This window comes from Actinoplanes sp. NPDC049668 (assembly GCF_044465445.1).
Lineage (GTDB): Bacteria > Actinomycetota > Actinomycetes > Mycobacteriales > Micromonosporaceae > Actinoplanes.
In genome coordinates, this window is record NZ_JBITLR010000002.1 from 715503 (window position 1) to 736477 (window position 20975).

Annotated in this window: 22 protein-coding genes; 11 read left to right on the forward strand and 11 right to left on the reverse strand. The window is 73.0% G+C overall.

What is annotated here, in order from left to right:
* Complete coding sequence (locus ACIBSW_RS10120) at window positions 1-972, forward strand: helix-turn-helix domain-containing protein (protein WP_354721551.1); 972 nt, start codon at window positions 1-3, stop codon at window positions 970-972.
* A 2-nt stretch (window positions 973-974) separates the two neighbouring features.
* On the opposite strand, the gene ACIBSW_RS10125 is transcribed toward ACIBSW_RS10120, so the two are convergent.
* The gene (locus ACIBSW_RS10125; RefSeq protein WP_354721550.1) at window positions 975-2015 is read right to left on the reverse strand and encodes a DUF2278 family protein; all 1041 of its coding nucleotides are present in this window, start codon (window positions 2013-2015) and stop codon (window positions 975-977) included.
* Window positions 2016-2111: 96 nt separating this feature from the next.
* On the opposite strand from ACIBSW_RS10125, the gene ACIBSW_RS10130 reads away from it, so the two are divergent.
* Window positions 2112-2642, forward strand: coding sequence for an EXLDI protein (locus ACIBSW_RS10130; RefSeq protein ID WP_354721549.1), 531 nt, complete (start codon window positions 2112-2114; stop codon window positions 2640-2642).
* A gap of 65 nt (window positions 2643-2707) precedes the next feature.
* Here the strand turns inward: ACIBSW_RS10130 and ACIBSW_RS10135 are convergent, their stop codons facing one another.
* Entirely contained in the window at window positions 2708-3301 is a 594-nt protein-coding gene (locus ACIBSW_RS10135; protein WP_354721548.1) for a histidine phosphatase family protein, read from the reverse strand.
* A 92-nt stretch (window positions 3302-3393) separates the two neighbouring features.
* On the reverse strand, window positions 3394-4026 hold the full coding sequence (locus ACIBSW_RS10140; RefSeq protein ID WP_354721547.1) for a TetR/AcrR family transcriptional regulator: 633 nt from the start codon (window positions 4024-4026) through the stop codon (window positions 3394-3396).
* A gap of 98 nt (window positions 4027-4124) precedes the next feature.
* Between ACIBSW_RS10140 and ACIBSW_RS10145 the strand changes: the two genes are divergently transcribed.
* Window positions 4125-5435, forward strand: coding sequence for a cytochrome P450 (locus ACIBSW_RS10145; RefSeq protein WP_354721546.1), 1311 nt, complete (start codon window positions 4125-4127; stop codon window positions 5433-5435).
* Here ACIBSW_RS10145 and ACIBSW_RS10150 read toward each other — a convergent pair.
* Window positions 5423-5722, reverse strand: a complete 300-nt coding sequence (locus ACIBSW_RS10150) for a cyclic-phosphate processing receiver domain-containing protein (RefSeq protein WP_404799293.1) — start codon at window positions 5720-5722, stop codon at window positions 5423-5425. The genes ACIBSW_RS10145 and ACIBSW_RS10150 overlap by 13 nt on opposite strands.
* A 56-nt stretch (window positions 5723-5778) precedes the next feature.
* Between ACIBSW_RS10150 and ACIBSW_RS10155 the strand changes: the two genes are divergently transcribed.
* Complete coding sequence (locus ACIBSW_RS10155; protein ID WP_354721545.1) at window positions 5779-6585, forward strand: glycoside hydrolase family 16 protein; 807 nt, start codon at window positions 5779-5781, stop codon at window positions 6583-6585.
* A gap of 34 nt (window positions 6586-6619) precedes the next feature.
* A complete protein-coding gene (locus ACIBSW_RS10160) occupies window positions 6620-7375 on the forward strand; it encodes a M15 family metallopeptidase (RefSeq protein WP_354721543.1) in 756 nt (251 codons plus the stop codon).
* Here ACIBSW_RS10160 and ACIBSW_RS10165 read toward each other — a convergent pair.
* Complete coding sequence (locus tag ACIBSW_RS10165; protein WP_354721541.1) at window positions 7372-8022, reverse strand: polysaccharide deacetylase family protein; 651 nt, start codon at window positions 8020-8022, stop codon at window positions 7372-7374. The genes ACIBSW_RS10160 and ACIBSW_RS10165 overlap by 4 nt on opposite strands.
* A gap of 182 nt (window positions 8023-8204) precedes the next feature.
* Between ACIBSW_RS10165 and ACIBSW_RS10170 the strand changes: the two genes are divergently transcribed.
* From ACIBSW_RS10170 to helR, 5 genes are all read left to right on the forward strand, one after another.
* Window positions 8205-8498 carry a hypothetical protein gene (locus tag ACIBSW_RS10170; protein ID WP_354721557.1) on the forward strand — a complete coding sequence of 98 codons (294 nt, stop codon included), beginning with the start codon at window positions 8205-8207 and terminating at the stop codon, window positions 8496-8498.
* 79 nt (window positions 8499-8577) lie between these two features.
* Window positions 8578-9138 (forward strand): hypothetical protein, encoded by a 561-nt coding sequence (locus ACIBSW_RS10175; RefSeq protein WP_354721539.1) that lies wholly within the window; start codon window positions 8578-8580, stop codon window positions 9136-9138.
* Between the two features lie 82 nt (window positions 9139-9220).
* Window positions 9221-9412, forward strand: coding sequence for a (2Fe-2S)-binding protein (locus tag ACIBSW_RS10180; RefSeq protein WP_354721537.1), 192 nt, complete (start codon window positions 9221-9223; stop codon window positions 9410-9412).
* 28 nt (window positions 9413-9440) lie between these two features.
* Complete coding sequence (gene bfr / locus ACIBSW_RS10185) at window positions 9441-9923, forward strand: bacterioferritin (protein ID WP_354721535.1); 483 nt, start codon at window positions 9441-9443, stop codon at window positions 9921-9923.
* Window positions 9924-10027: 104 nt separating this feature from the next.
* Window positions 10028-12199, forward strand: a complete 2172-nt coding sequence (helR, locus tag ACIBSW_RS10190; RefSeq protein ID WP_354721533.1) for an RNA polymerase recycling motor ATPase HelR — start codon at window positions 10028-10030, stop codon at window positions 12197-12199.
* On the opposite strand, the gene ACIBSW_RS10195 is transcribed toward helR, so the two are convergent.
* The gene (locus tag ACIBSW_RS10195) at window positions 12180-13196 is read right to left on the reverse strand and encodes a nitronate monooxygenase (RefSeq protein WP_354721531.1); all 1017 of its coding nucleotides are present in this window, start codon (window positions 13194-13196) and stop codon (window positions 12180-12182) included. The two genes, helR and ACIBSW_RS10195, sit on opposite strands and share 20 nt — an antisense overlap.
* Before the next feature lie 182 nt (window positions 13197-13378).
* The gene (locus tag ACIBSW_RS10200) at window positions 13379-14212 is read right to left on the reverse strand and encodes an NAD(P)-dependent oxidoreductase (protein ID WP_354721529.1); all 834 of its coding nucleotides are present in this window, start codon (window positions 14210-14212) and stop codon (window positions 13379-13381) included.
* Between the two features lie 40 nt (window positions 14213-14252).
* Between ACIBSW_RS10200 and ACIBSW_RS10205 the strand changes: the two genes are divergently transcribed.
* A complete protein-coding gene (locus ACIBSW_RS10205) occupies window positions 14253-14861 on the forward strand; it encodes an alpha/beta hydrolase (protein ID WP_354721527.1) in 609 nt (202 codons plus the stop codon).
* Window positions 14862-14926: 65 nt separating this feature from the next.
* Here the strand turns inward: ACIBSW_RS10205 and ACIBSW_RS10210 are convergent, their stop codons facing one another.
* The 4 genes from ACIBSW_RS10210 to cydB form a co-directional block, all read right to left on the reverse strand.
* On the reverse strand, window positions 14927-16519 hold the full coding sequence (locus ACIBSW_RS10210; RefSeq protein WP_354721525.1) for an LPXTG cell wall anchor domain-containing protein: 1593 nt from the start codon (window positions 16517-16519) through the stop codon (window positions 14927-14929).
* Window positions 16520-16658: 139 nt separating this feature from the next.
* The gene (cydC, locus tag ACIBSW_RS10215; protein WP_354721523.1) at window positions 16659-18344 is read right to left on the reverse strand and encodes a thiol reductant ABC exporter subunit CydC; all 1686 of its coding nucleotides are present in this window, start codon (window positions 18342-18344) and stop codon (window positions 16659-16661) included.
* On the reverse strand, window positions 18341-19948 hold the full coding sequence (gene cydD / locus ACIBSW_RS10220; protein WP_354721521.1) for a thiol reductant ABC exporter subunit CydD: 1608 nt from the start codon (window positions 19946-19948) through the stop codon (window positions 18341-18343). Before cydD ends, cydC begins: the two co-directional genes overlap by 4 nt.
* Complete coding sequence (gene cydB, locus ACIBSW_RS10225; protein ID WP_354721519.1) at window positions 19945-20967, reverse strand: cytochrome d ubiquinol oxidase subunit II; 1023 nt, start codon at window positions 20965-20967, stop codon at window positions 19945-19947. Before cydB ends, cydD begins: the two co-directional genes overlap by 4 nt.
* Window positions 20968-20975 lie beyond the last annotated feature (8 nt).

Sequence of the window (20975 nt, forward strand, 5' to 3'; positions counted from 1 at the left end):
ATGCTGATCCAGGTCTCGCCCGCGGACGTGGCCGCCTGCCGGTACGCCATCTCGCCGCTGTTCGAGGCCGAGGGCGCCGTCCGCACCCTCACCGGGCACAGCCCGACCGGGGTGCTGGGCGACTGGGTCCGGCGGATGCGCCCGCGGCTGGCCGACCTGCGCCGCGCCGAGCCCGCCGTCGGCGCGCTGATCAGCCTGTTCCGCAGGGACGACAACGCCGACTTCCTGCACCCGCCGCCGTCCGGGCCGCGGCGCTCGTTCGCCGACGAGCTGGCCGGGATCCGCGCGACGCCGCTGGACCGGGCCCGGGCGGAGCTCGAGCGCAACCTGCGCGGTCATGGCGCTCCCCCGGCGTACGCCCGGCGGATCCTGGACGGTGACGACGTCGTCGACCGGCTCGCGGACGCCCTCCAGGCCGCCTGGAACGTGCTGGTCGAGCCGGACTGGCCGCGGCTGCGGGCGGTGCTGGAGCGCGACGTCGTGCAGCGGGCCGGCCGCGTCGCCGCGTACGGGTGGGCCGAGGGTCTCGCGGGCCTGCACCCGCTCGTCAGCTGGACCGCCGACGGCGACATCTCGATCCGGCACCGCGACACCGGCCGGTTCCGCCTCACCGGCGGCGGCCTGCTCTTCGTCGCGTCGATCTTCACCAACCTGGCCATCAGCACCGACCCGGCCCGGCCGTTCACCGTGGCCTACCGGGCCCGCGGCGTCGCGGACATCATGGGCCCGCCGGCCGCACGCCCGCACGGCGACGGCCTCGGGCCGCTGATCGGTGCGGGCCGGGCGGCGATCCTGCGCGCCCTGGCCGGTCCCGCCACGACCAGCCAGCTCGCCGCCCAGCTCGGCATGAGCCTCGGCGGGGTCGGCGACCACCTCGCCGTGCTGCACCGCGCCGGCCTGGTCGCCCGGACCCGGACCGGCCGCTCGGTCCTGTACGCCCGCACCGAGCGCGGCGAGAGCCTGGCCGCCTAGCCCTAGCGCCTGAAGCGCACGAAGCGGTCGCCGGCCGCGGTGTCCGCGGCGGTGAAGACGACCGCGTCGACCTGGCGTCCGGTGTGGTCGAGGAGCACGAGGTTGCCGCCGGCGTTGCTCAGCTGCACACCGGTGCCGTCGAGCACGACCAGCGCCGACCCGCCGGGCACCAGGGTGACGCCGTCGAGCGGGGTGACCCGGCCCGACTTGTCGACCAGCCGCCAGCCGTCGAGCTTTCCGGTGGCGTTCGCCAGGTTGCCGATCACCACGGCCTCCTTGCCGACGTCGTCGCCCGCCGGGTTGAGCAGCGCCCGCTCCAGGTAGACGTCTCCGGTGGCCGCCGGGGGCCGGGTCGGCGCCGGACCGCCGCCGATCAGTTCCGCGATGAGCCGCGACTGCGCCGCCGGCTTTCCCGCGTCGTCGGTCGGCACAGCCTGCGACTGGAACGCGAGGAAGAGGCCGACGTGGCGGTCCGGGTGGGCGAGGATCAGTCCGCCGTCGTGCAGGACGCCGTTGTCGCCGGCGTGCCGGCCGGTGTTCCCCTGGTTGAGGTGGATGTTGTGTATGCCGTGCAGGCCGTCGAGGTTGCCGAACTGCGCGTCGATCGGCTTGTGCAGGTTGCGGTCGAACCTGGTGCCGAACGCGAACAGCTCGCCGCCCGCGTTCTTGCACTGCTGCAGGTGCAGGACCAGCAGGTCCTGCAGGTCGTCGGCGGAGGCGCTGCCGCTGGCCGGCAGGGCGGTGCCGGCCCGCCAGTCGAACAGCGGGGCGCGCACGTAGTCCAGCGCCTCCGCCGGCGTGGGTGCCGCCGCGCTGAAGCCGGTGGGCCGGGCCGCGAGCCCGGCCGAGACGGGGTGGCCGAGCAGCGGGTCGACCAGCCAGTAGACGACCTCCGAGCCGGTGTCGGACTGCACGTTCACCGCGATCCGCCAGGGCTGCCCGGTGCGGTCCAGGGCCCTGATCTGCAGGTGCGGCGTCGACTGGTCGTCCTCGCGTACCCAGCGGTCCAGGTCCGCGCGCAGCACCCCGTAGCCACTTGTCATCTCTGACACCTCCCACCCATGCAGAGACCACGCCGCCGGACCAGATACGTCGGTCACCCGATTGCGTGTACGTACACGTATGCGTATAGTCAGGTCATGCCGAACAAGACGATCTACGTTTCCGATGACGACCTGCCGCTGTACCAGCGGGCACAGGAACTGGCCGGGGGCACGCTCTCGGCGGCCATCACGTCGGCGCTGCGCCGCTTCGTCGAGATCGAGGAGGGCCGCAAGCAGGGCTTCGACGAGATCATCGTGCGCGTCGGCCAGGGCCTGGGCCGCAAGCAGCGGTTCTCCGGAGTGCTCCTGGCACAGTGGGAACGCTCCACCAACGAGCGGACCGAGACCTTCCACGTCTACCGCTCGCGCGGCGAGAAGTTCGTGGTCCACGTCGAGCGCTCCGAGGCACACACGAACGTCGGCCCCGACGCGGAGAAGTGGAACACGGGATGGCGCGCCTGGGTCGGCGACTGGAGCGCCAACCAGACCTGGACGTACACGCCCGCCGAGTCCACCCTGCACGTCGCCGAGTCCCTCGAGGAACTGCGCGACCTGCTGCCCACCGAGCTCTACAACCTGGTCACCGACATCGTCGACCAGCCCGCCATCGAAGACCTCGACCTCTGACGTTCGCCGCTGCGCGCCTCGCCCCACCCGCCCACAAGCCAGCCGGGCCAGGCCACGCCGAGGTTTCAGATGTGCAGTTCAGGTGGGAAGCCCGTCCAGCGCAGCTCTGGTAGCAGATGGCTGGTGTCGTTGAAGAGCATCAGGGTCGGTGGGCGGTGCGGGCGGTAGAGGATGACGGTCAGGGCGCAGTTGGCGGCGTTGAGGCCGAGCCAGCGGGCGTCGGGGGCGTCGAGGGCATGGCGCACGAACCAGGCGATCAGGAAGCTGTGCGTGATGATCAGTTCGTGGGTGTCCGTGGTGGTGGGCGCCGCGTGCTCTTCGATGGCGGCAGCGGCCAATGCGGCTCCAACCGCGTATTCGTCGGCGGTGACGCCGTCCAGGAAGCGGGCGTGGACCTCGGGCAGAGCCTGGGGGTCCGGCACGGGCGGGACGTAGTCACCGACGGCGGGCGAGCAGCGCAGCGGGACGCCGGGAAGATGCCGACTGATCACGTCGGCGGTCTGCGTGGCGCGTGGCAGCGGGCCGTGGTGGATGGCCGTCAGAGGTACGGCGGCCAGGCGTCGGCCGAGCAGGTGAGCCTGCTGTCGGCCGCGGTCACTGAGGTCGCCGTCGTCGACGGCTTCGCCGTGTCGAGCCAGGTACAGCAGCCGGTTGGCCACGGTGCCTCCGTTCGTCAGCAGCACTGTCATGATCGCTGCGGTGTGGGCGAGGCTGCCACAGCGCGGCAAGGGACGATCCGCCGCCGGCGGGCTCAGTGATCCGGCGGGGAGGACAGGTCCGGGCCGAGTAGGGCGGTGCAGGCGCGGATGGCGAGTTCCGTGTTGTCGCTCAGCCGTCCGCCGTCCTCCACGGTCGTGGCCGTCAGCTCGCGGAGGCCACCGAGCAGCATGATCGCGAGTTGGCGGGAGACCGGGCCCGCGCGGACCGCGCTCCAGGCCTCGGTGGCACAGAGCGTCTGGATCATGGTGACGAACGCTTCCTGGCGGTCGCGTTGCAGGTCGCGGGCCGCCGCGCCGAGCGACGGCAGGTCGCGGATCCAGCTCAGGGTGATCTCGGGACGGGACTCGGCGCAGGCGATCCAGGCCTCGACGGCCTGCCGCACCTGGGTGGCCCACGGCGCGGCCGGGTCGACGGCGGCGGCGATCCGGTCGATCATCTGCCGGTTCTCGGCGGACAGCAGCGCGGCGTAGCAGGTGTCCCGGTCCGGGAAGTGCGCATAGAAGGTACGCCGGGAGGTGCGCGCCCGGCGCACGATGTCGGCGACCGTGGTGTTCCGGTAGCCGACGTCCACGATCGACCCGGCCAGGCCGTCGAGCAGCCGGCGGCGGTAGTCGCCCGCGTCGTCCGGTGTGGCCTCGGCGGCCCGGTCCGGCACGGTGATCACGCCATACCCCCAATCCGGGCGACAGACTTGTCCGAAATGGTGCATAAGTGTATCTTTGCCCGGTACGCCCGTGTACCAGGCACCGGAGGTCTCGTCACATGACCGTCGTCACCCTCCCTCCCGGCCCGACGGTTCCCCCGCTGGTGCAGACCGCCTACGCGCTGACCGTCAACCGGCGCGGGATGGACCGGATGCGGGACCGCTACGGCGACACGTTCACCGTGAACCTTCCGCCCTACGGTCCGGCCCTGGTGATCAGCGGTCCGGACGAGATCAGGCAGCTGTTCATGGCGGGCTCCGAGGCCGCCGACAATCCGGTCCGCAATCTCGGCAAGGTGCTCGGCCCCGGCTCGCTGTTCGCGCTCGGCGGCGAGGAGCACCACCGGCGGCGCAAGCTGCTGGTGCCGCCGTTCAACGGCCGGCGGCTGAGCGCGTACGAGAAGATCGTCGAAGACGAGACGGTGCGGGAGATGGCGTCCTGGCCGGAGGGACGCGGTTTCGCCACGCTCCCCTCGATGACCCGGATCACGCTCAACATCATCCTGCGCGCGGTGTTCGGCGCCGAGGGTGCCGAGTTCGCCGCGCTGCGCGAGCTGCTGCCACGGATGATCAAGCTCGGCGGGTGGCTGGCGGTGCTGCCCGAGCCGCGGGTCGACCTCGGACGGTGGGGTCCCTGGGGCCGGTTCGCGGCCGCGCGCCGCGAGTACGACGACATCGTGGCACGGCTGATCAGCAAGGCCGAGCGGGATCCCGCCCTCGAGGAGCACCACGACATCCTCGCACTGATGCTGCTCAGCCGCTATGACGACGGCACCGCCATGAGCCACCGCGACATCGCCGACCAGCTGCTCACGCTGCTCGCCGCCGGGCACGAGACGACGGCGACCACGCTGGCCTGGGCGGTCGAGCGGCTGCGCCGCCATCCGGCGATCCTGGACGCGCTCGTCGACGAGGCGGACGCGGGCGCAAGCGCCCTGCGCGAGGCGACGATCCTCGAGGTGGAACGCTCGCGGCCGGTGATCGACTTCGTGGGGCGGCAGGTGAAGGCCGACGTGCTGCCGCTCGGCCGGTGGATCGTGCCGAAGGGTTACACGATCCTGGTCAGCATCGCGCTGCTGCACGAGGACGAGTCGGTGTTCCCGAACCCGCTGGCCTTCGACCCCGGCCGGTTCCACGGCACCCGGCCGGACCTGTACCGCTGGATCCCGTTCGGCGGCGGCAGCCGGCGCTGCCTCGGCGCCGCGTTCGCGAACATGGAGATCGACGTCGTTCTGCGGACCATGCTGCGCGACCTCGTCCTGCTGCCGACCGACGAGCCCGACGAGCGCTGGCACTCGCGCGGCATCACCAACGGCCCGGCCCGCGGCGGCCGCGCGGTCATCCGCCGCCGCGACCGTCACCCCGGATAGCCGACCTCCCCGGAGCCCGAGGCGACCCGGACGTCGTGACCCCAGTGCCGCAGGGCCTGCACCACCTTCGCGGCTCCGGCCGGATTGGCAGAGTGGACGTTGACGGCGCCGATGTCGAACGGCCGGCCCTCGAACGCGGCCCGCTCCAGGACCTCCACCACCGGCCAGATCGTGTCGTCCCCGCCGAGGTCGTGGTCGAGCCAGAGCTGCTCCAGCCGCCGGTGCCGGTATCGGTCGAGCAGCAGCACGCCGGCTCGCCGTTCACCGCCGGAACCAACAGTGGACACCCATGACGGCAAGCTCACCACACCGGTGCGACAAAACACTCCACAGCCTCAAGATCATGACAGACTCCCTGACGGAGAGTGAGGTGGACGTGTTCAGAGCGCGATCACGCACCGTGGAAAGACTGGCGCTCGCCGCGATCGGCATCGTGACCACCGTGGTGGCCGCGGCCGACAGCGGGCCGCCCGAGGCCACCACCGGTGGCAGCTTCATCGGCCACCTCGACCGGGCCGACGCCGTCCGCTGGCACCAGGCCGACGGCTGGAGCAACGGCGGCATGTTCAACGCCGGCTGGCGCGCCGACCACGTCCGGTTCCGGGAGGGCGTCACGAGCATCCACCTCAGCGCCGCGACCTGCCCGGGCGGCTGCTCGGGCAAGCCCTACGCCTCCGGCGAGTACCGCACCAACGAGCTGTACTCCTACGGGCGCTTCGAGGCGCGGATGAAGGCCGTCAAGCAGTCCGGCGTGGTGACCGCGTTCTTCACCTACACCGGAGCGACCGACGACCAGCCCTGGGACGAGATCGATGTCGAGATCCTCGGGAAGAACACCAACCAGATGCAGGTCAACTACTTCACCGACGGCGACGGCGACCACGAGACCATCGTCGACCTGGGCTTCGACGCCGCGGCCGGGTACCACGTCTACGCCATCGACTGGCGGCGCGATGCGATCAGGTGGTTCGTCGACGGCCGGCTCGTCCACGAGGAGGACGGCTCGCGCGGCGCGCTGCCGAGTCACCCGCAGCGGATCATGATGAGCCTCTGGCCGGGCATCGACGCCGACGGCTGGCTGGGCGCGTTCTCCTACCCCGGCACGCCGCTGACCGCCCGCTACGACTGGGTCAGATACACCCGATACTGACCATTAATCGGCAAAAGTCCCATATTCTTGCGCCGTGGTACGTCGCGCCCTCGCCCTGACCCTGCTGCTCACCTCGCTGATCGCCGCGCCGGCGCCCGCCGCCGCGGCGGCGCCGAGCACCTTCGTCGACCTCGCCGCCGTCGACCCGACCATCCTGCACGACATCCGGTACGGGCAGACGCACAACTTCGTCGGCCGCCGCATCGACGGCTACACCAGGCCGCGATGCCTGCTGACCCGCAGGGCCGCGTCGGCGCTCCGGACGGCGCAGACCGCGCTGCGCCCCCGCGGCTACACCCTGAAGGTCTACGACTGCTACCGCCCGCAGCGCGCCGTGAACGACTTCGCCGCCTGGGCCCGCGACGCCGCCGACAACCGGATGAAGCGCGAGTTCTACCCGCGGGTGGCCAAGTCCACGCTGTTCGCCGACGGCTACCTGGCGCACCGGTCGGGACACAGCCGCGGCAGCACGGTCGACCTGACGCTCGTCCGGCTGCCGGCCGCCACGCAGCCCCGGTACGTGCCGGGCCAGCCCCTGGTGCCCTGCTACGCACCCCACGGCCGTCGCTTCCGCGACAATTCCATCGACATGGGTACGGGCTACGACTGCTTCGACCCGCTCGCCGCCACCCTCGACCCGCGGGTGACCGGCGTGCGCCGCGCCAACCGGCTGCTCCTGCGCGGCGCCATGACCGCGGCCGGATTCAGCAACTACTCGCACGAGTGGTGGCACTACACGCTCGACGGCGAGCCGTACCCGTCGAGCTATTTCGACTTCCCGGTCGCCTAACAGCCGGGCAGGATCCTGAACGTGTACCCCTTGGCCTTCAGCTTCGGCAGGATCCGCTTGAGCGCGGCCAGGGAGTCGCGCTGGGAGTCCCCGCCGTCGTGCATCAGCACGACCGAGCCGTTGTGGACGTTGCGCATCACCCGGTTGTAGATGCCGGTCGAGGTCTGCGAGTTCTCCCAGTCGCGGGTGTCGACGTCCCACAGCACCGTCCTGAGCCCGACCTCCTTGGTCCAGCGCCGCACCGAGGAGTTGGTGGCGCCGTACGGCGGGCGCATGCACTTGCTGCGGTAGCGGCCGAGGGCGCTCTGCGTGCGGGTGAGCTGGCTCTTCACCTTAGCCTTGCCGAGCTTGGTCAGGTTCGGGTGGCTCCAGGTGTGGTTGGCCAGCAGGTGCCCCTCGCGGTGGATGCGGGCGGTGAGCTTGGGGTGCGCCTTGGCGTTCTGGCCGGTGGTGAAGAACGTGGCCTTGGCGCCGTACTGGTCGAGCACGTCGAGATACCGGGGCGTCCACGTGCCGGAGGGCCCGTCGTCGAAGGTCAGGTAGACGACCCGGGTGGCCTGCGCCGACGCGGCCTGTGCGGGCGAGGCGGTCAACGCGGCTCCGCACGCCAGCGCGATCGTGCTCAACAAGACGGCGAAGCGGCGCATCCCTGCTCCTTGCTCTCCGAGCGGGCCCGGACACCGCGCTCGCGGCGACGCTACGTAATGAATCTCCCCGCCCATAGCTCAGAGTGATACCTGTAGCCGTTCGGCCGACCATAGCGGCAGAAAAGCCGACGGGATCTTCACAGTGAGTAGCGACCGCCACGTACTCTCGGTGAGTGACGAAGATGCTGGTGACCGGCATGTCGGGGGCGGGCAAGACCACGCTGCTCGACGAGCTGTCGCGCCGCGGCCACCGGACCGTCGACACCGACTACGACGGCTGGACCTCGCCGGACGGCACCTGGGACGAGGCGCGCAACCCGTACGGGAAGACGGCCGGGCAGCGGGCCGAGATCGAGCGTCACCTGGCCGAGGTGGAACCCCTGCTGCGCCGCGGCGCCACGCTGGAGCTCGACGGCCGCCGTCCCGTGGCCGAACTCGCCGACGCGGTCGAGAAACTGCTCACCTCGGGACGCTGAAGACGTCGGACTTCGCGCGAGCCGGGGCGAACATGAAGAACACCCGTGTTTGCCACATATCGAGCCTAGGCTTCCTGCCATGGCTCGATTACGGAGGCGTCTGCTGGCCGTTGCGACCGCGCTCGCGGTCGTCTTCGTCCTGGGCACGGTCGCCCGCGTGGCGCTGCGGGACGGCCGCGGTGACCGGTCGGCCGTCACGGTCGCCGCCACGGAGACCGCCGACGGGGGCCCGCAGCGCGCCCGTCGCGCCGCCGCCGAGAAACGCGCCGCGGCGGAGAAACGCGCCGCCGCCGAGAAGCGCGCCGCCGCCGACAAGCAGGCGCTGCCGGGCGCCGCCGACCCCGACAGGCTGACCGGGCTGGTGCGCGGCCTGTGCCCCAACCTCGGCACCGCGGCGGGCGCTCAGCGCTGTCTCTCGCTGCTGACCGCCGCCGTCAACACCCCGCAGTGCGCGGCGAAACTGCTGGCCACTACCGTCACCGTTCCCGGCCTGCTGCTCGCACTCGGTTCGCTGGCGTGCCTGAGCGCACTCGGGCCGGCCCTGGTGCGCCTGGCCGCGATGTACCGGTGCGTGCGGGACCACGACCTCGGCTTCTGCATGAAGCAGCGCAAGGAGCGGGCACCCCGACCCGAGGGGTGATGAGAACGCGCAACCTGTCGACGCCGCCGCCAGATAAGGATAGCCTGCCCTTGGTAACCCCCGAGATCAGGCAGGCGGCAACATGTACGTGTGCATCTGCGCCCGCGTCCGCGAATGCGAGGTACGCGCGGCCGTCCGCGGCGGAGCCCGCTGCGAGGACACGGTCGGCGAGGCCTGCGGCGCGGGCACCGGGTGCGGCAGCTGCCACCCGCGGATCGCCGAGATCATCGACGCCGAGGCGGGCGCGAACACGCCGGTCGGCGCAGCACGATGAATACGGACAAACTACGTAAAGTACAGCCATGCAGGGCGACAAGCAGGTCATCGAGTTCCTCAACGCGCAGCTCACCGCGGAGCTGACCGCGATCAACCAGTACTTCCTGCACGCCAAGATGCAGGACAACTGGGGCTACACCAAGCTCGCCGCGCACAGCCGCGCCGAGTCGATCGACGAGATGCGCCACGCCGAGGTGCTCACCGACCGCATCCTCTTCCTCGAGGGCCTGCCGAACTACCAGCGGCTCTCCCCGCTGCGCATCGGCGAGACGGTGCCGGAGCAGCTTCGCGCCGACATGGCGATCGAGGTGGAGGCGGTCGACCGGCTGCGCAAGGGCGCCGCGTACATGCGGTCGATCGGCGACATCACGTCGGCCAAGCTGTTCGAGGAGATCCTGGCCGACGAGGAGCACCACGTCGACTACATCGAGACCCAGCTCCAGCTGATCGAGACCCTCGGCGAGGCGCTGTACCTGCAGAACGTGACCGAGCACCCGACCGCGGAATAGGGAAGAACGCTCTCTTCCACTTCTAACGTATAGCGGACCCGGGGGCTTGCGGCAAGACCCGGGTCATACCGCAGAATCGCTGGCCAAGGCCACAACCTGCGGAAATGGAAGAGGTTGACGCCGTGAACCGCCGCCTGAGCACCAGCATGTTCGACCTGCCCGAACGACTGTCCGCCAAGGCCGAACCGGCGCTGATCGCCCGCGACGAGCAACACTTCGCGGCCATCGCGGAGCGCCTCGATCAGCTGACCGCCGAGCTGTCCGACCGACTCGCCGCCGAGCGCCGCTCGCCCGGCGGCTCCGGCCAGCGGGCGCTGGACCGGGACCAGGAGATCCTGCGGCTGACCGCCCGCCTGCGGGACCTGCGGCGCTTCGGCGTCGACCTGTGCCTGGGCCGCATGGTCGGCACCGGCGACACCGAGCCCGTGTACGTGGGGCGGCGCGGCCTCACCGACAGCGGCGGCCGCCGGCTGCTGGTCGACTGGCGCTCGCCGGTGGCCGAGCCGTTCTTCGGCGCGACCCACGCCAACCCGATGGGCCTGGCGAGCCGCCGCCGCTACCGCTGGACCCGCGGCCGGATCGGCGACTACTGGGACGAGGTGTTCACCCCGGACGGGCTCGAGGACCGCGCCGCGCTCGACGACCAGTCGGCGTTCATCGCCAGCCTGGGCGCGAGCCGCTCGCCCCGGATGCGCGACGTGCTCGGCACCATCCAGGCCGACCAGGACGCCATCATCCGGGCCGGATCGCGCGGCGCGCTGGTCGTCGACGGCGGTCCGGGTACCGGAAAGACGGTCGTCGCCCTGCACCGCACCGCCTACCTGCTCTACTCCGATCCCCGCCTCGGCCACCGCCGGGGCGGCGTGCTGTTCGTCGGGCCGCACCAGCCCTACCTGGCCTACGTCGCCGACGTCCTGCCCAGCCTCGGCGAGGAGGACGTGCAGATCTGCACCGTGCGGGACCTCGTGCCCGAGGGCGCGGGCGCGGCGGTCGAGGCCGACCCGGAGGTGGCCCGGCTGAAGTCGTCGGCGGGCGTGGTGCGGGCGGTCGAGGCCGCGGTCCGCTTCTACGAGGAGCCGCCGGACACCGGCATGACGGTCACCACCGACGACGCCGACCTGCCGCTGACCGCCGACGACTGGGCGCAGGCGTTCCGGGCGGCCGCCGGCACCCCGCACAACGAGGCCCGCGACGAGATCTGGGAGGAGCTGCTCACCCTGCTGGTGGCGAAGTACGACGGCGACGAGTCGGAGGAGCGGCTGCGCCGCGCGCTGTCGCGCAACCGGGAACTGCGCTCGGCGGTCAACCGGGCCTGGCCGCTGCTGGACCCGGCGGACCTCGTCGGCGACCTGTGGTCGGTGCCCGCGTACCTGCGCAGGTGCGCGCCCTGGCTGGACCGCGACGAGGTGCGGGCGTTGCAGCGCGCCGACGCCCGGGCCTGGACGGTGTCGGACCTGCCGCTGCTGGACGCGGCGCGGCAGCGGCTCGGCGACCCGGAGGCGTCGCGGCGCCGGCGCCGCTTCCACGCGGCGGTCGCCACCAAGAGCGAGCAGATGGACCGGGTCGTCGACGACCTGATCGCCGCCGACGACGACGGCCTCGGCCTGGTGACGATGCTGCGCCACCAGGACCTGCAGTACATCCTGGTGGACGAGACGGTGGCCGACGACGCCGAGCAGGACCGGCTGGCCGGGCCGTTCGCGCACATCGTCGTGGACGAGGCGCAGGAGCTGACCGACGCGGAGTGGCAGATGCTGCTGCTGCGCTGCCCGTCGCGCAGCTTCACCATCGTCGGCGACCGCGCGCAGGCCCGGCACGGGTTCACCGAGTCGTGGCGGGAACGGCTGACGCGGATCGGGCTGGACCGGATCGACCTGGCCTCGCTGAGCATCAACTACCGGACGCCGGCCGAGGTCATGGCGCAGGCCGAGCCGGTCATCCGGGCCGTGCTGCCGGACGCCAACGTGCCGGTCTCCATCCGCGGCGGCGGCCTGCCCGTCCTACACGCGGCGGCCGCGGAGCTGGGCGCGATCCTCGACGCCTGGCTCGCCGCGCACGCCGAGGGCGTCGCCTGCGTCATCGGCGATCCGGCGTTCCAGGAGACGGCCCGCGTCCGGTCGCTGACCCCGGAGCTGTCCAAGGGGCTCGAGTTCGACCTGGTCGTGCTCGTCGACCCGGACCGGTTCGGCGACGGCATCGAGGGCGCGGTCGACCGCTACGTCGCGATGACCCGGGCGACGGGGCAGCTCGCCATCCTCACGAGCTCCCGGCGCTGAGCCGGTACAGGATCTCGGCGATCGGGCCGGTCCGGGCCTGCGCGTGCGCGGTGCCCGCCCACAGGTTGAGCGCCTCGGGGTCGCCCCGCTCCGCGGCCGCGGCCCGGATCGGCGCGGTCAGGTGGTGCACCGCGGGATACCCGACCGGCGCACACGCCGAGTAGGCGTCGGTGAACCTGTTCCGCAGCGCCCGGGCGGGCTGCCCGGTGAACGCCCGGGTCACCACCGTGTCCCGGAACCGCCCGGAGAGCATCGCCTCGCGCTGCGCCGGCCGGGTGCCGGCCTCCTGTGCCAGCAGGAACACCGTGCCGGCCTGCACCGCGACCGCGCCCGCCGCCAGCAGGCGCCGGACGTCCGCCGCGGTGCCGGTGCCGCCCGCCGCGACGACCGGCAGGCCGACCGCCGCCGCGACGGCGCGGACCAGCTCCGGCGCGGTCGAGGAGCCGTCGTACCCCGACGGCGCCGTGGTGGCGGAGTGGCCGCCGGCCGCGCCGGCCTGGACGATCAGCGCGTCCGGTCCCGCGGCGGCGGCAAGCCGCGCCTCGCCGACGTCGGTGACCGTCACCAGCACCGTCGACCCCGCGCCGCGCAGCGCCGCGACGACCGCCGGATCGGGTACCCCGAACGTGAAGCTGACCATCGGCACGGCGGCGGCGACCGCGAGCTCCACTTTGGCCGCGAAGTGGTCGTCGTCGTCGAGCCGCAGCGGCGGGAGCGTGACGGCGTAGCGCCGCGCCTCGGCCTCCAGCACCCGCCGGTACTCCTCCAGCGGGGCGACGTCGGCCGGGGGCGGCGACGGCACGAAGATGTTCAGCCCGTACGGCAGGCCGCTCTCGCGCAGCTCCGCGACCTCGCGCGCCACCGCCTCCGGCGCCTTGTACCCGGCCGCCAGGAACCCCACCGCGCCGGCGGACCCGGCCGCCGCCACCAGCCGGGTCGTCGTCGGCCCGCCGGCCATCGGAGCCACCATGATCGGAGGTACGGAATCAAGCACCATCGTCCCAGTCTGCCCGCTGATAGGTTCGGCGCGGCAGGATGGGGATCACTGTGGCCGAGGTGGCACTGCGACCGATCGACGATTCCGACCTGGACGCCCTGTTCGAACAGGGGCGGGATCCGGAGTCGGTCCGGATGGCCGCGTTCACCGCTCCTGCGCCTCGACGGCGTGCCGGGCCGGGATCACGGCACGCCGAGCAGCTGACGAATGCCGTGGACCGGGCGGTATGCGAAGGCCGCCGCGGCGGCGCCGGAGTCGTAGATCCGGTCGAGCGTCCGCGGCAGCGGCCAGTTCCGGTCGCGGAACGCCGCGGCGATCCCGGGCATCCGCTCGGCGATCACGCCGGCCGCGTCCCGGTGCAGCGGCAGGCAGTCCGCGCGGGTGAACGGGTACGGCCCGGCGATGTTGAAGGTGCCGGTTACGGTGTCGTGCTCCGCGACGCGCACGGCGGCCGCCGCGACATCGGACAGTCCCACGGCCCGATGCAGCAGGTGTACGGCCAGCGCCGGCGTCGGCTCCGGGAAGCAGCGGGCGATGCGCAGGACGACCGGGGTCAGGGCGCTCGACGCGACGAGCCGCTCGGCGGCCAGCTTCGTCTCGTCGTAGATGTCGCGGGGTCGCGGCGGGAGACCCTCGTCCACCCACACCGCCCGGTCGGTGGGCACCAAGGCGTGTCCGTACACGCTGGTGCTGCTGATGTAGACGACGCGGCCGATCCCGGCGCGCCCGGCCTCCTCCAGCAGCGCCTCGGTGGCCTCGACGTTCACGGCGCGGAACTCCCGGTCGTCCACCCGGCCGACGTGCGGGGCGTGCAGGGCGGCGGCGTGGATCACGAGGTCGCATCCTTGCAGCGCCGCCCGGCGTACCCCCGGATCCCGCAGATCGCCGACGACACCCGTCCACTGCCCGGCCACGCGGTCGACCCCGCGAACCACCCAGCCGGCGGCATCGAGGGCCGCCGCTGTCGCCGCGCCGACGCGTCCCGAGGTACCCGTCACCGCCGCCTGCCGTCGCATGTGCACAGATCATTCTGACTCAGCCGCTTACCATCGCGGGATGACCGAGACCTATTGGCCGCACCCGTCGCTGTCGGACCGGGTGGCGGGCGATCCGGGCCGGGTCGCGCTGCTGATTCCCGGCAACGAGTACTCCGCCGCGCGGCCGCTGCTGCACTTCGCCCGCGCGGTGCTGATGCGGCACGGCTGGACCACCCAGGAGGTCTGGTGGCCCGAGCGCACGCCGCAGCGCGAGGGCGACGACCTGGAGCCCTGGTTCGATCGGCTGCGCGACTTCGCGTGCGCGCACGTGAGCCGGATGATCGACGCCGAGACGGCGCCGCGGATCCTGCTGGTCGGCAAGTCGTTGGGCACGCTCACCGCACCGCTCGCCGCCGACCGGGGCCTGCCCGCCGTCTGGCTGACGCCGCTGTTGCGCGACGCGAAGACGGTGGACGCCCTGCGCCGCGGCGCCGCGCCGTACCTGCTGGCCGGCGGCGCCGCCGACCCGGCCTGGGACGCCGCCGTGGCCCGGAGCCTGGGCCGGCCGTTCTACGAGGCGCCGGACGCCGACCACGGCATGGAGACCGACGACGACCCGGCGAACTCGGCGGAGATCCTCCGGCGGGCGACCGTGGCCATGGACGAGTTCGTGGCGACGCTCACCTGACATGCGGCGGCGGGGGCCACCGGAAGCCTCTCCGATGACCCCCGCCGGGTGTCCTTGCCCGACCGTCAGGCGGTGAACCGCACGCGGCGGCGGCGCACCAGCAGCAGGCCCAGCGCGCCGGCGAGCAGCAGCACGCCGCCGGCCGCGCCGATCAGGCCGGCGTTCGCGCCGGTGACCGGGAGGCCGCCGCCGCTGCCGCCGGAGGCCTGCACGGTGATCTTCGCCGTGTCGTTGCTGTCGTCACGGTCGATCGGCTCCTCGAGGGCGAAGAAGTCCTCGTTGATCCGGACCTGGCCGGCCGTGGTGGACGCGTTCTCGAGCACCTCGAAGGTGAAGTCGAAGAGGGCGGACTCCTTCGCGGCGGTCTTCCCGTCCTCGACGAAGCAGACGTACTCCGAGGCGCCGGCGAAGTCCGCCTCCGGGCCCTCGGGGAACTCCGTGCCCTCGTCGAACGCGAACGGCACGCACCGCTCGTCGACCTTGTCGGCCCGCAGCCCGGCCGGGACGGTGATGTGCGTCGACGGGTCGACGTTGTCGAAGGTGAGGTGGTACAGCGTGCCCGGCCCGTTGTTCACGAAGCCGACCTTGGTGCGCACCTTGTCGCCCGGCGTACCGGTGACGGTCGCACCGACCGCGGCCATGTCCGGGTGGCGGCTGCCGCCGACGACGAACTCGCTCAGCAGCAGGTTGTTGTCGAGGTTGGTGTCGACCTGGTTACCCATCGCGGACTTCTTGGCCTTCACGGCGCGCAGCGCGGCCGGGGCGCCGGTGCCCTTCGGGCCGAGGATGTCGCCGTCGAGCTCGGGCCCGAGGTCGATCAGCTCCTTGAAGTCGCTGGGGGTGTACCAGGCACCGATCGTGCTGGCGGTGCTGCCCGCGGCGGCGTCGGCCGGAATCTCCAGGGCCATCGGCGTGGACAGCTCGTAGCTGGTGCCGGTCGCCAGCTCGTCGTCGAAGGTGCAGACCGTGAGCAGGCCGTACGTGCAGTTGCTGAAGCCGCCGTCCTTGGTCAGGCTCCGGTCCCAGCCGAGCAGCACCAGCACCACGCCCTTGACGGGCCGGGTGCCGACGTTGGCCACCCGCACGTCGGCCACGGCACGCGAGCCGGGCGCGACGGTGACCGGCTTGGCGATGACGCCGGCCAGGTCGACGCCCTCGCCGATGGTGACCGTCGACTCGGCGGTGACCGCCGGACCGCCGTCGATGCGCGCCGTGAAGGCCAGCTTGCCCTCGGCGTCCTGGGCGGCGCCGGGCTTCGCGGTCACCGACAGCGGGAGCAGGGGCAGCAGGTTGGTGCCGCCCTCGAGCTCGATCGGGCCGTCGAGGTCGCACGTGATCACCGTGCCGGCCTGGTCGCAGTACTCGCCGCCGATGTCCTTGAACTCGGCGAACGCCTCAACCGTCGCGATGCCGTCGACGCCGGCCGTGTCCACGCTCACGGTCAGCTTGCCGATCGCGGCCGGCGCGGTGCCCGGCACGTCGATCCAGGCGAAGAGCGCGCTGGTCTTGGGGTCCTCGCCGACCACCGAGATGTCGGGGAAGTGCAGGCGGACGGCGGGATCCGCGGCGAGCGCCGGGGTTCCGGGTGCCGAGACGACCGCGGCCGCCAGCAGGGCGACCGCCGATCCGCTCAGCAGGCGGTGCAGGGCGCGGCGCATGGTGATTCTTCCTCCCCGTTAAGAACAAAGCCGCGTGAGCCTAAACGGGAAAGGATCATTCGTCGCCCCCGCCTTTCGGACAGAACCGATCCACCGTCGACCGGTAAAGATCACAATCATCACGGTCAGTGTTCGACCACTAACGGAGACCGGCCCCAACGTTGCGAAACGATCGCGCCGCCGGCACCACGGGTTCGCGGGTGCCGGCCAGGGTGACCACCTCGTCGACCGCCGCCAGGTCGTCGGTGCGGTGGGTGATCAGCAGAACGGTGCGGTCGCCCGCGGCCGCGAGCAGGTCGCGGGTCAGCGCCACCGCCGTCTCGTCGTCGAGGTGCTCGGTCGGCTCGTCCAGGATCAGCACCGGCGTGCCGGCCAGCAGCGCCCGGGCCAGCGCGAGCCGCCGCCGCTGCCCGCCGGACAGGGCCAGGCCGTGCTCGCCGACCAGCGTGTCGATCCCGTACGGCAGGGAGTCCACCCAGTCCAGCAGCCGGGCCGAGCCCAGCGCGGCGCGCAGCTCGTCCGGGGCGGCGTCGACGCGGCCGATGCGCAGGTTCTCCCCGATCGTCGTGTCGAACAGGTACGCGTCCTCGCTGAGATAGCCGACGATCCGCCGGACCCGCTCGGGCGCCAGCGTGCGCAGGTCGATCCCGTTCAGGGTGACCCGGCCCGATCCGGGGTCGAGGAAGCGGACCAGCAGGGCCGCGACCGTCGACTTGCCCGACCCGCTCGGCCCGACCAGCGCGACCCGGCGCCCCGGCGCGAGCGTCAGGTCGACGCCGCGCAGCGCGGTCCGCCCCGGCGCCCAGCCCGCGGTCACGTCCTCCAGTCGCAGCGTGTACGGCCCGGCCGGCACCTCGCCCGGTCCGGGCGCGGTGGTCACCGGGTCGGGTGCCGCGAACACCTCCGACAGCCGGCCCAGCGCCGCCCGCGCGCCGGCCCAGCGCTGCGCGGCCGGCGGCAGCGCGCCCGCGGTCTCGAACACGGCGAGCGGCGTGAGCACGACGACGGCGAGCAGCTCGCCGGAGAGCTCACCGGCGCGGACCGCGACGGCGCCGGCGGCGAGCCCGGCGATCAGGCACACGCCGGTGCCGAGCGCGGTAACCGCCGCGGACAGGCCGGTGGCGGCGGCCGAGCGCTCCTCGGCGCGGCGCAGCCGGCGGTCGACCTCGTCCAGCCGGCCCAGCTGGCGCGCGACCGCCCCGTACGCGGTCAGATCGGGCAATCCGTGCAGCAGGTCGACGGTGTTCGTGGCCAGCTCGCCGCGCAGCGGTGCGAGCCGGCCGTCGGCGCGGCGCGCCGCGGCGGACTGCAGCAGCGGCACCACCACCCCGACCAGCACCAGGGCCGCGGCCAGGGTCAGTCCGGCGGCCGGCAGCAGCGTGCCGGCCAGGGCCACCGCGCCGGCGCCGACCAGCGCGGCCACCGCGTACGGCAGCAGCACCCGGGTGACCAGGTCCAGCACGGCGTCGACGTCGGCGACCAGACGCTGCGCCAGGTCGGCGCGGCGGAAGTCGGCCAGCCCGGCCGGCGCGAGCCGCTCCAGCCGGGTGAACACCCGCGCCCGCAGCCCGCCGAGGATCCGCAGCGCCGCGTCGTGGCCGACGAGGCGTTCGAGGTAGCGCAGGACGCCGCGGCCGATGCCGCAGGCGCGGACGACGACGATCGCGACCATCAGGTGCAGCACCGGCGGGTGCAGCGCGGCGCGCGAGATCAGCCACGCGGACGTGGCCATCAGTGCGACGCCCGCGCCCGCCGCGCCGGTGCCGGCGAGCACCGCGAGCAGCAGCCGGCCCGCGCCGGGCCGCAGGACGGCGAGGACGTTCATGCCGCCATCGCCGCCGGCGCCAGGCTGATCACGCGGTCGGCCAGGGCGATCAGCTCCGGGCGGTGCGCCGCGATGACGACGGTACGGCCACGCGCGAGCCGCCGCACCGCGTCCATGACCTCCGCGGCGGTGCCGGCGTCGAGGTTGGCGGTCGGCTCGTCCAGCAGCACGATCGGCGCGTCGCGCAGGAACGCCCGGGCCAGCGCGACCCGCTGCCGCTGCCCGGCGGAGAGTCCGGCGCCGTCGTCGCCGAGCATCGCGTCGCCGTCGGTGAAGCCGTACACCCCGGCGAGCCGGGCCGCGGCGGCCACGTCGCCCGCGCCGCCGAGCGCGATGTTCTCGTCGACCGTGCCCGCGAACAGGTGCGGCCGCTGCGGCACCCAGGCGATCCGGGCGCGCCACGCGCCGGGCTCCACAGTGGTCAGCGGCACGCCCCCGACGGTGATCCGGCCCGAGGCCGGCGCGACGAGCCCGAGCAGGGCGGCCAGCGCGGTGGACTTGCCGCAGCCGCTGGGACCGGCGAGCGCGACGACCTCGCCCGGCTCGATGCGCGCCGAGAGCCGCAGCGCGTCGCCGTCGCGGCCCGGGTAGCGCACGACGACGTCCTCGAAGACGAGGGCGCCGTCGCCCGGCGCGGCGGTGCCGGCGGCCGGCACCGGCGTCTCCAGCAGCTCGAACGCCTCCGCGGCCGCCGCCAGCCCCTCGGCGCTGGCGTGATAGTTCGCGCCGACCTGGCGCAGCGGCAGGTACGCCTCCGGCGCGAGGATCAGCACGAGCAGCGCGGTGGTCAGGTCCAGCTGCCCGTTCACCAGCCGCAGCCCGACGCCGACCGCGACCAGCGCCACCGACAGGGTGGCGAGCAGCTCCAGCACCAGCGAGGAGAGGAACGCCGTGCGCAGGGTGCGCATGGTCAGGCGCCGCTGGTCGGCGCTGATCCGGCGGATCGCGCCGGCCTGCGCGCGGGCCCGGCCGAACAGCTTCAGCGTCGGCAGGCCCGCGACGACGTCGAGGAAGTGGTGCGAGAGCCGGGCCAGCAGCCGGAACTGACGGCGGTTCGCCGCCTGCGTGTGCAGGCCGATCAGGACCATGAAGACCGGAATCAGCGGCAGGGTCAGCGCGATGGTCGCGGCCGCGATCAGGTCGGCCGGCACCAGCCGGGCCAGAACGATCACCGGTACGAGCGCCGCCAGCACCAGCTGCGGCAGATACCGCGCGAAGTACGCGTCGAGCGCGTCGAGCCCGCGGGTCACCAGCGTCACCGCCGCGCCGGTGGAGGCCGGCCGGTCGGCGCCCAGCGCGGCCAGCCGGGCCAGCACCAGCCGCCGCAGCTCGGACTTCGCCCCGGCCGCGCAGCGCGCGGCGGCAACCTCCTGCGCCCACGCCACCAGGCAGCGCCCGGCGACCACGACGGCCAGCCACCCGAGCACCGGGCCGAGTGCGGCCACGTCCGCGCCGTGCAGGAAGACCGCCGTCATCCCGTACGCGAGCAGCGTCGCCTGCGCCACGATCAGGGCGGCCAGGGCGACACCGAGGGCGACGGTGACGGCCAGGTACGCCCGGGCCGAGCGGGCGTGCCGCAGCAGCCGCGGGTCGAGCGGCCTCACCCGGTCTCGCCCGCGAGCGCCGGCGCGACCGGAATGTGCTCGACGGTCAGCCGCTTGCGGAACACCCAGTACGTCCAGCCCTGATAGACCAGCACGATGGGCGTGAACGCCACCGCCACCCAGGTCATCACCCCGAGCGTGTACGGCGTGGACGCCGCGTTCGTGGTGGTGAGGCTGTACGCCGGGTCGATCGTCGACGGCATGACGTCGGGGAAGAGCGTGACGAACAGCGCGAACGTGGCGAGCACGATGGTCGCGCCGCTGGCCACGAACGCCCAGCCCTCCCGGCGCGCACGGGTGGCGAAGACCGCGCCGACCAGGGCCAGCGCGGCGACGCCGGACAGGATCCAGCCCCCGGTGTCCGGGTGGGCGATCGCCGTCCACAGCAGGAAGCCGCCCGCGACCACGACGGTAGGCACGGCGAGCGCGGCGGCGAGCCGGCCGGCCCGCTCACGCATCTCGCCGCCGGTCTTGAGGGCGAGGAACACCCCGCCGTGCAGCGTGAAGAGGCTGAGGGTGGTCAGCCCGCCGACCAACGCGTACGGGTTGAGCAGGTCGAAGAAGCCGCCGACGTACTCGTGGTTGGCGTCCAGTCGCACGCCGCGCACGATGTTGCCGAACGCGACGCCCCAGAGCAGCGCCGGCACCACGCTGCCGACGATGATGCAGTAGTCCCAGCGGCGCTTCCAGGCCGCGTGGTCGCGCTTGCCGCGGTACTCGAACGCGACCCCGCGCACGATCAGCGCCACCAGGATGATCAGCAGCGGCAGGTAGAAGCCGGAGAACAGGGTGGCGTACCACTCCGGGAACGCGGCGAAGGTGGCGCCGCCGGCGACCAGCAGCCAGACCTCGTTGCCGTCCCAGACCGGGCCGATGGTGTTGATCAGCAGGCGGCGCTCGCGGTCGTCGCGGCCCAGCACCGGCAGCAGGATGCCGACGCCGAAGTCGAAGCCCTCGAGCAGGAAGTAGCCGGCCCAGAGCACGGCGATCAGGCCGAACCAGACGGTGGTCAGTCCCATGTCAGGCC

Coding starts and splice junctions, on each gene's coding strand:
- ACIBSW_RS10120 (WP_354721551.1), top strand. CDS start 1: ATGCTGATCCAGGTCTCGCCCGCGGACGTGGCCGCCTGCCGGTACGCC.
- ACIBSW_RS10125 (WP_354721550.1), bottom strand. CDS start 2,015: ATGACAAGTGGCTACGGGGTGCTGCGCGCGGACCTGGACCGCTGGGTA.
- ACIBSW_RS10130 (WP_354721549.1), top strand. CDS start 2,112: ATGCCGAACAAGACGATCTACGTTTCCGATGACGACCTGCCGCTGTAC.
- ACIBSW_RS10145 (WP_354721546.1), top strand. CDS start 4,125: ATGACCGTCGTCACCCTCCCTCCCGGCCCGACGGTTCCCCCGCTGGTG.
- ACIBSW_RS10155 (WP_354721545.1), top strand. CDS start 5,779: ATGACAGACTCCCTGACGGAGAGTGAGGTGGACGTGTTCAGAGCGCGA.
- ACIBSW_RS10165 (WP_354721541.1), bottom strand. CDS start 8,022: ATGCGCCGCTTCGCCGTCTTGTTGAGCACGATCGCGCTGGCGTGCGGA.
- ACIBSW_RS10170 (WP_354721557.1), top strand. CDS start 8,205: ATGCTGGTGACCGGCATGTCGGGGGCGGGCAAGACCACGCTGCTCGAC.
- ACIBSW_RS10175 (WP_354721539.1), top strand. CDS start 8,578: ATGGCTCGATTACGGAGGCGTCTGCTGGCCGTTGCGACCGCGCTCGCG.
- ACIBSW_RS10180 (WP_354721537.1), top strand. CDS start 9,221: ATGTACGTGTGCATCTGCGCCCGCGTCCGCGAATGCGAGGTACGCGCG.
- bfr (WP_354721535.1), top strand. CDS start 9,441: ATGCAGGGCGACAAGCAGGTCATCGAGTTCCTCAACGCGCAGCTCACC.
- helR (WP_354721533.1), top strand. CDS start 10,028: ATGGAAGAGGTTGACGCCGTGAACCGCCGCCTGAGCACCAGCATGTTC.
- ACIBSW_RS10195 (WP_354721531.1), bottom strand. CDS start 13,196: ATGGTGCTTGATTCCGTACCTCCGATCATGGTGGCTCCGATGGCCGGC.
- ACIBSW_RS10200 (WP_354721529.1), bottom strand. CDS start 14,212: ATGCGACGGCAGGCGGCGGTGACGGGTACCTCGGGACGCGTCGGCGCG.
- ACIBSW_RS10205 (WP_354721527.1), top strand. CDS start 14,253: ATGACCGAGACCTATTGGCCGCACCCGTCGCTGTCGGACCGGGTGGCG.
- ACIBSW_RS10210 (WP_354721525.1), bottom strand. CDS start 16,519: ATGCGCCGCGCCCTGCACCGCCTGCTGAGCGGATCGGCGGTCGCCCTG.
- cydC (WP_354721523.1), bottom strand. CDS start 18,344: ATGAACGTCCTCGCCGTCCTGCGGCCCGGCGCGGGCCGGCTGCTGCTC.
- cydB (WP_354721519.1), bottom strand. CDS start 20,967: ATGGGACTGACCACCGTCTGGTTCGGCCTGATCGCCGTGCTCTGGGCC.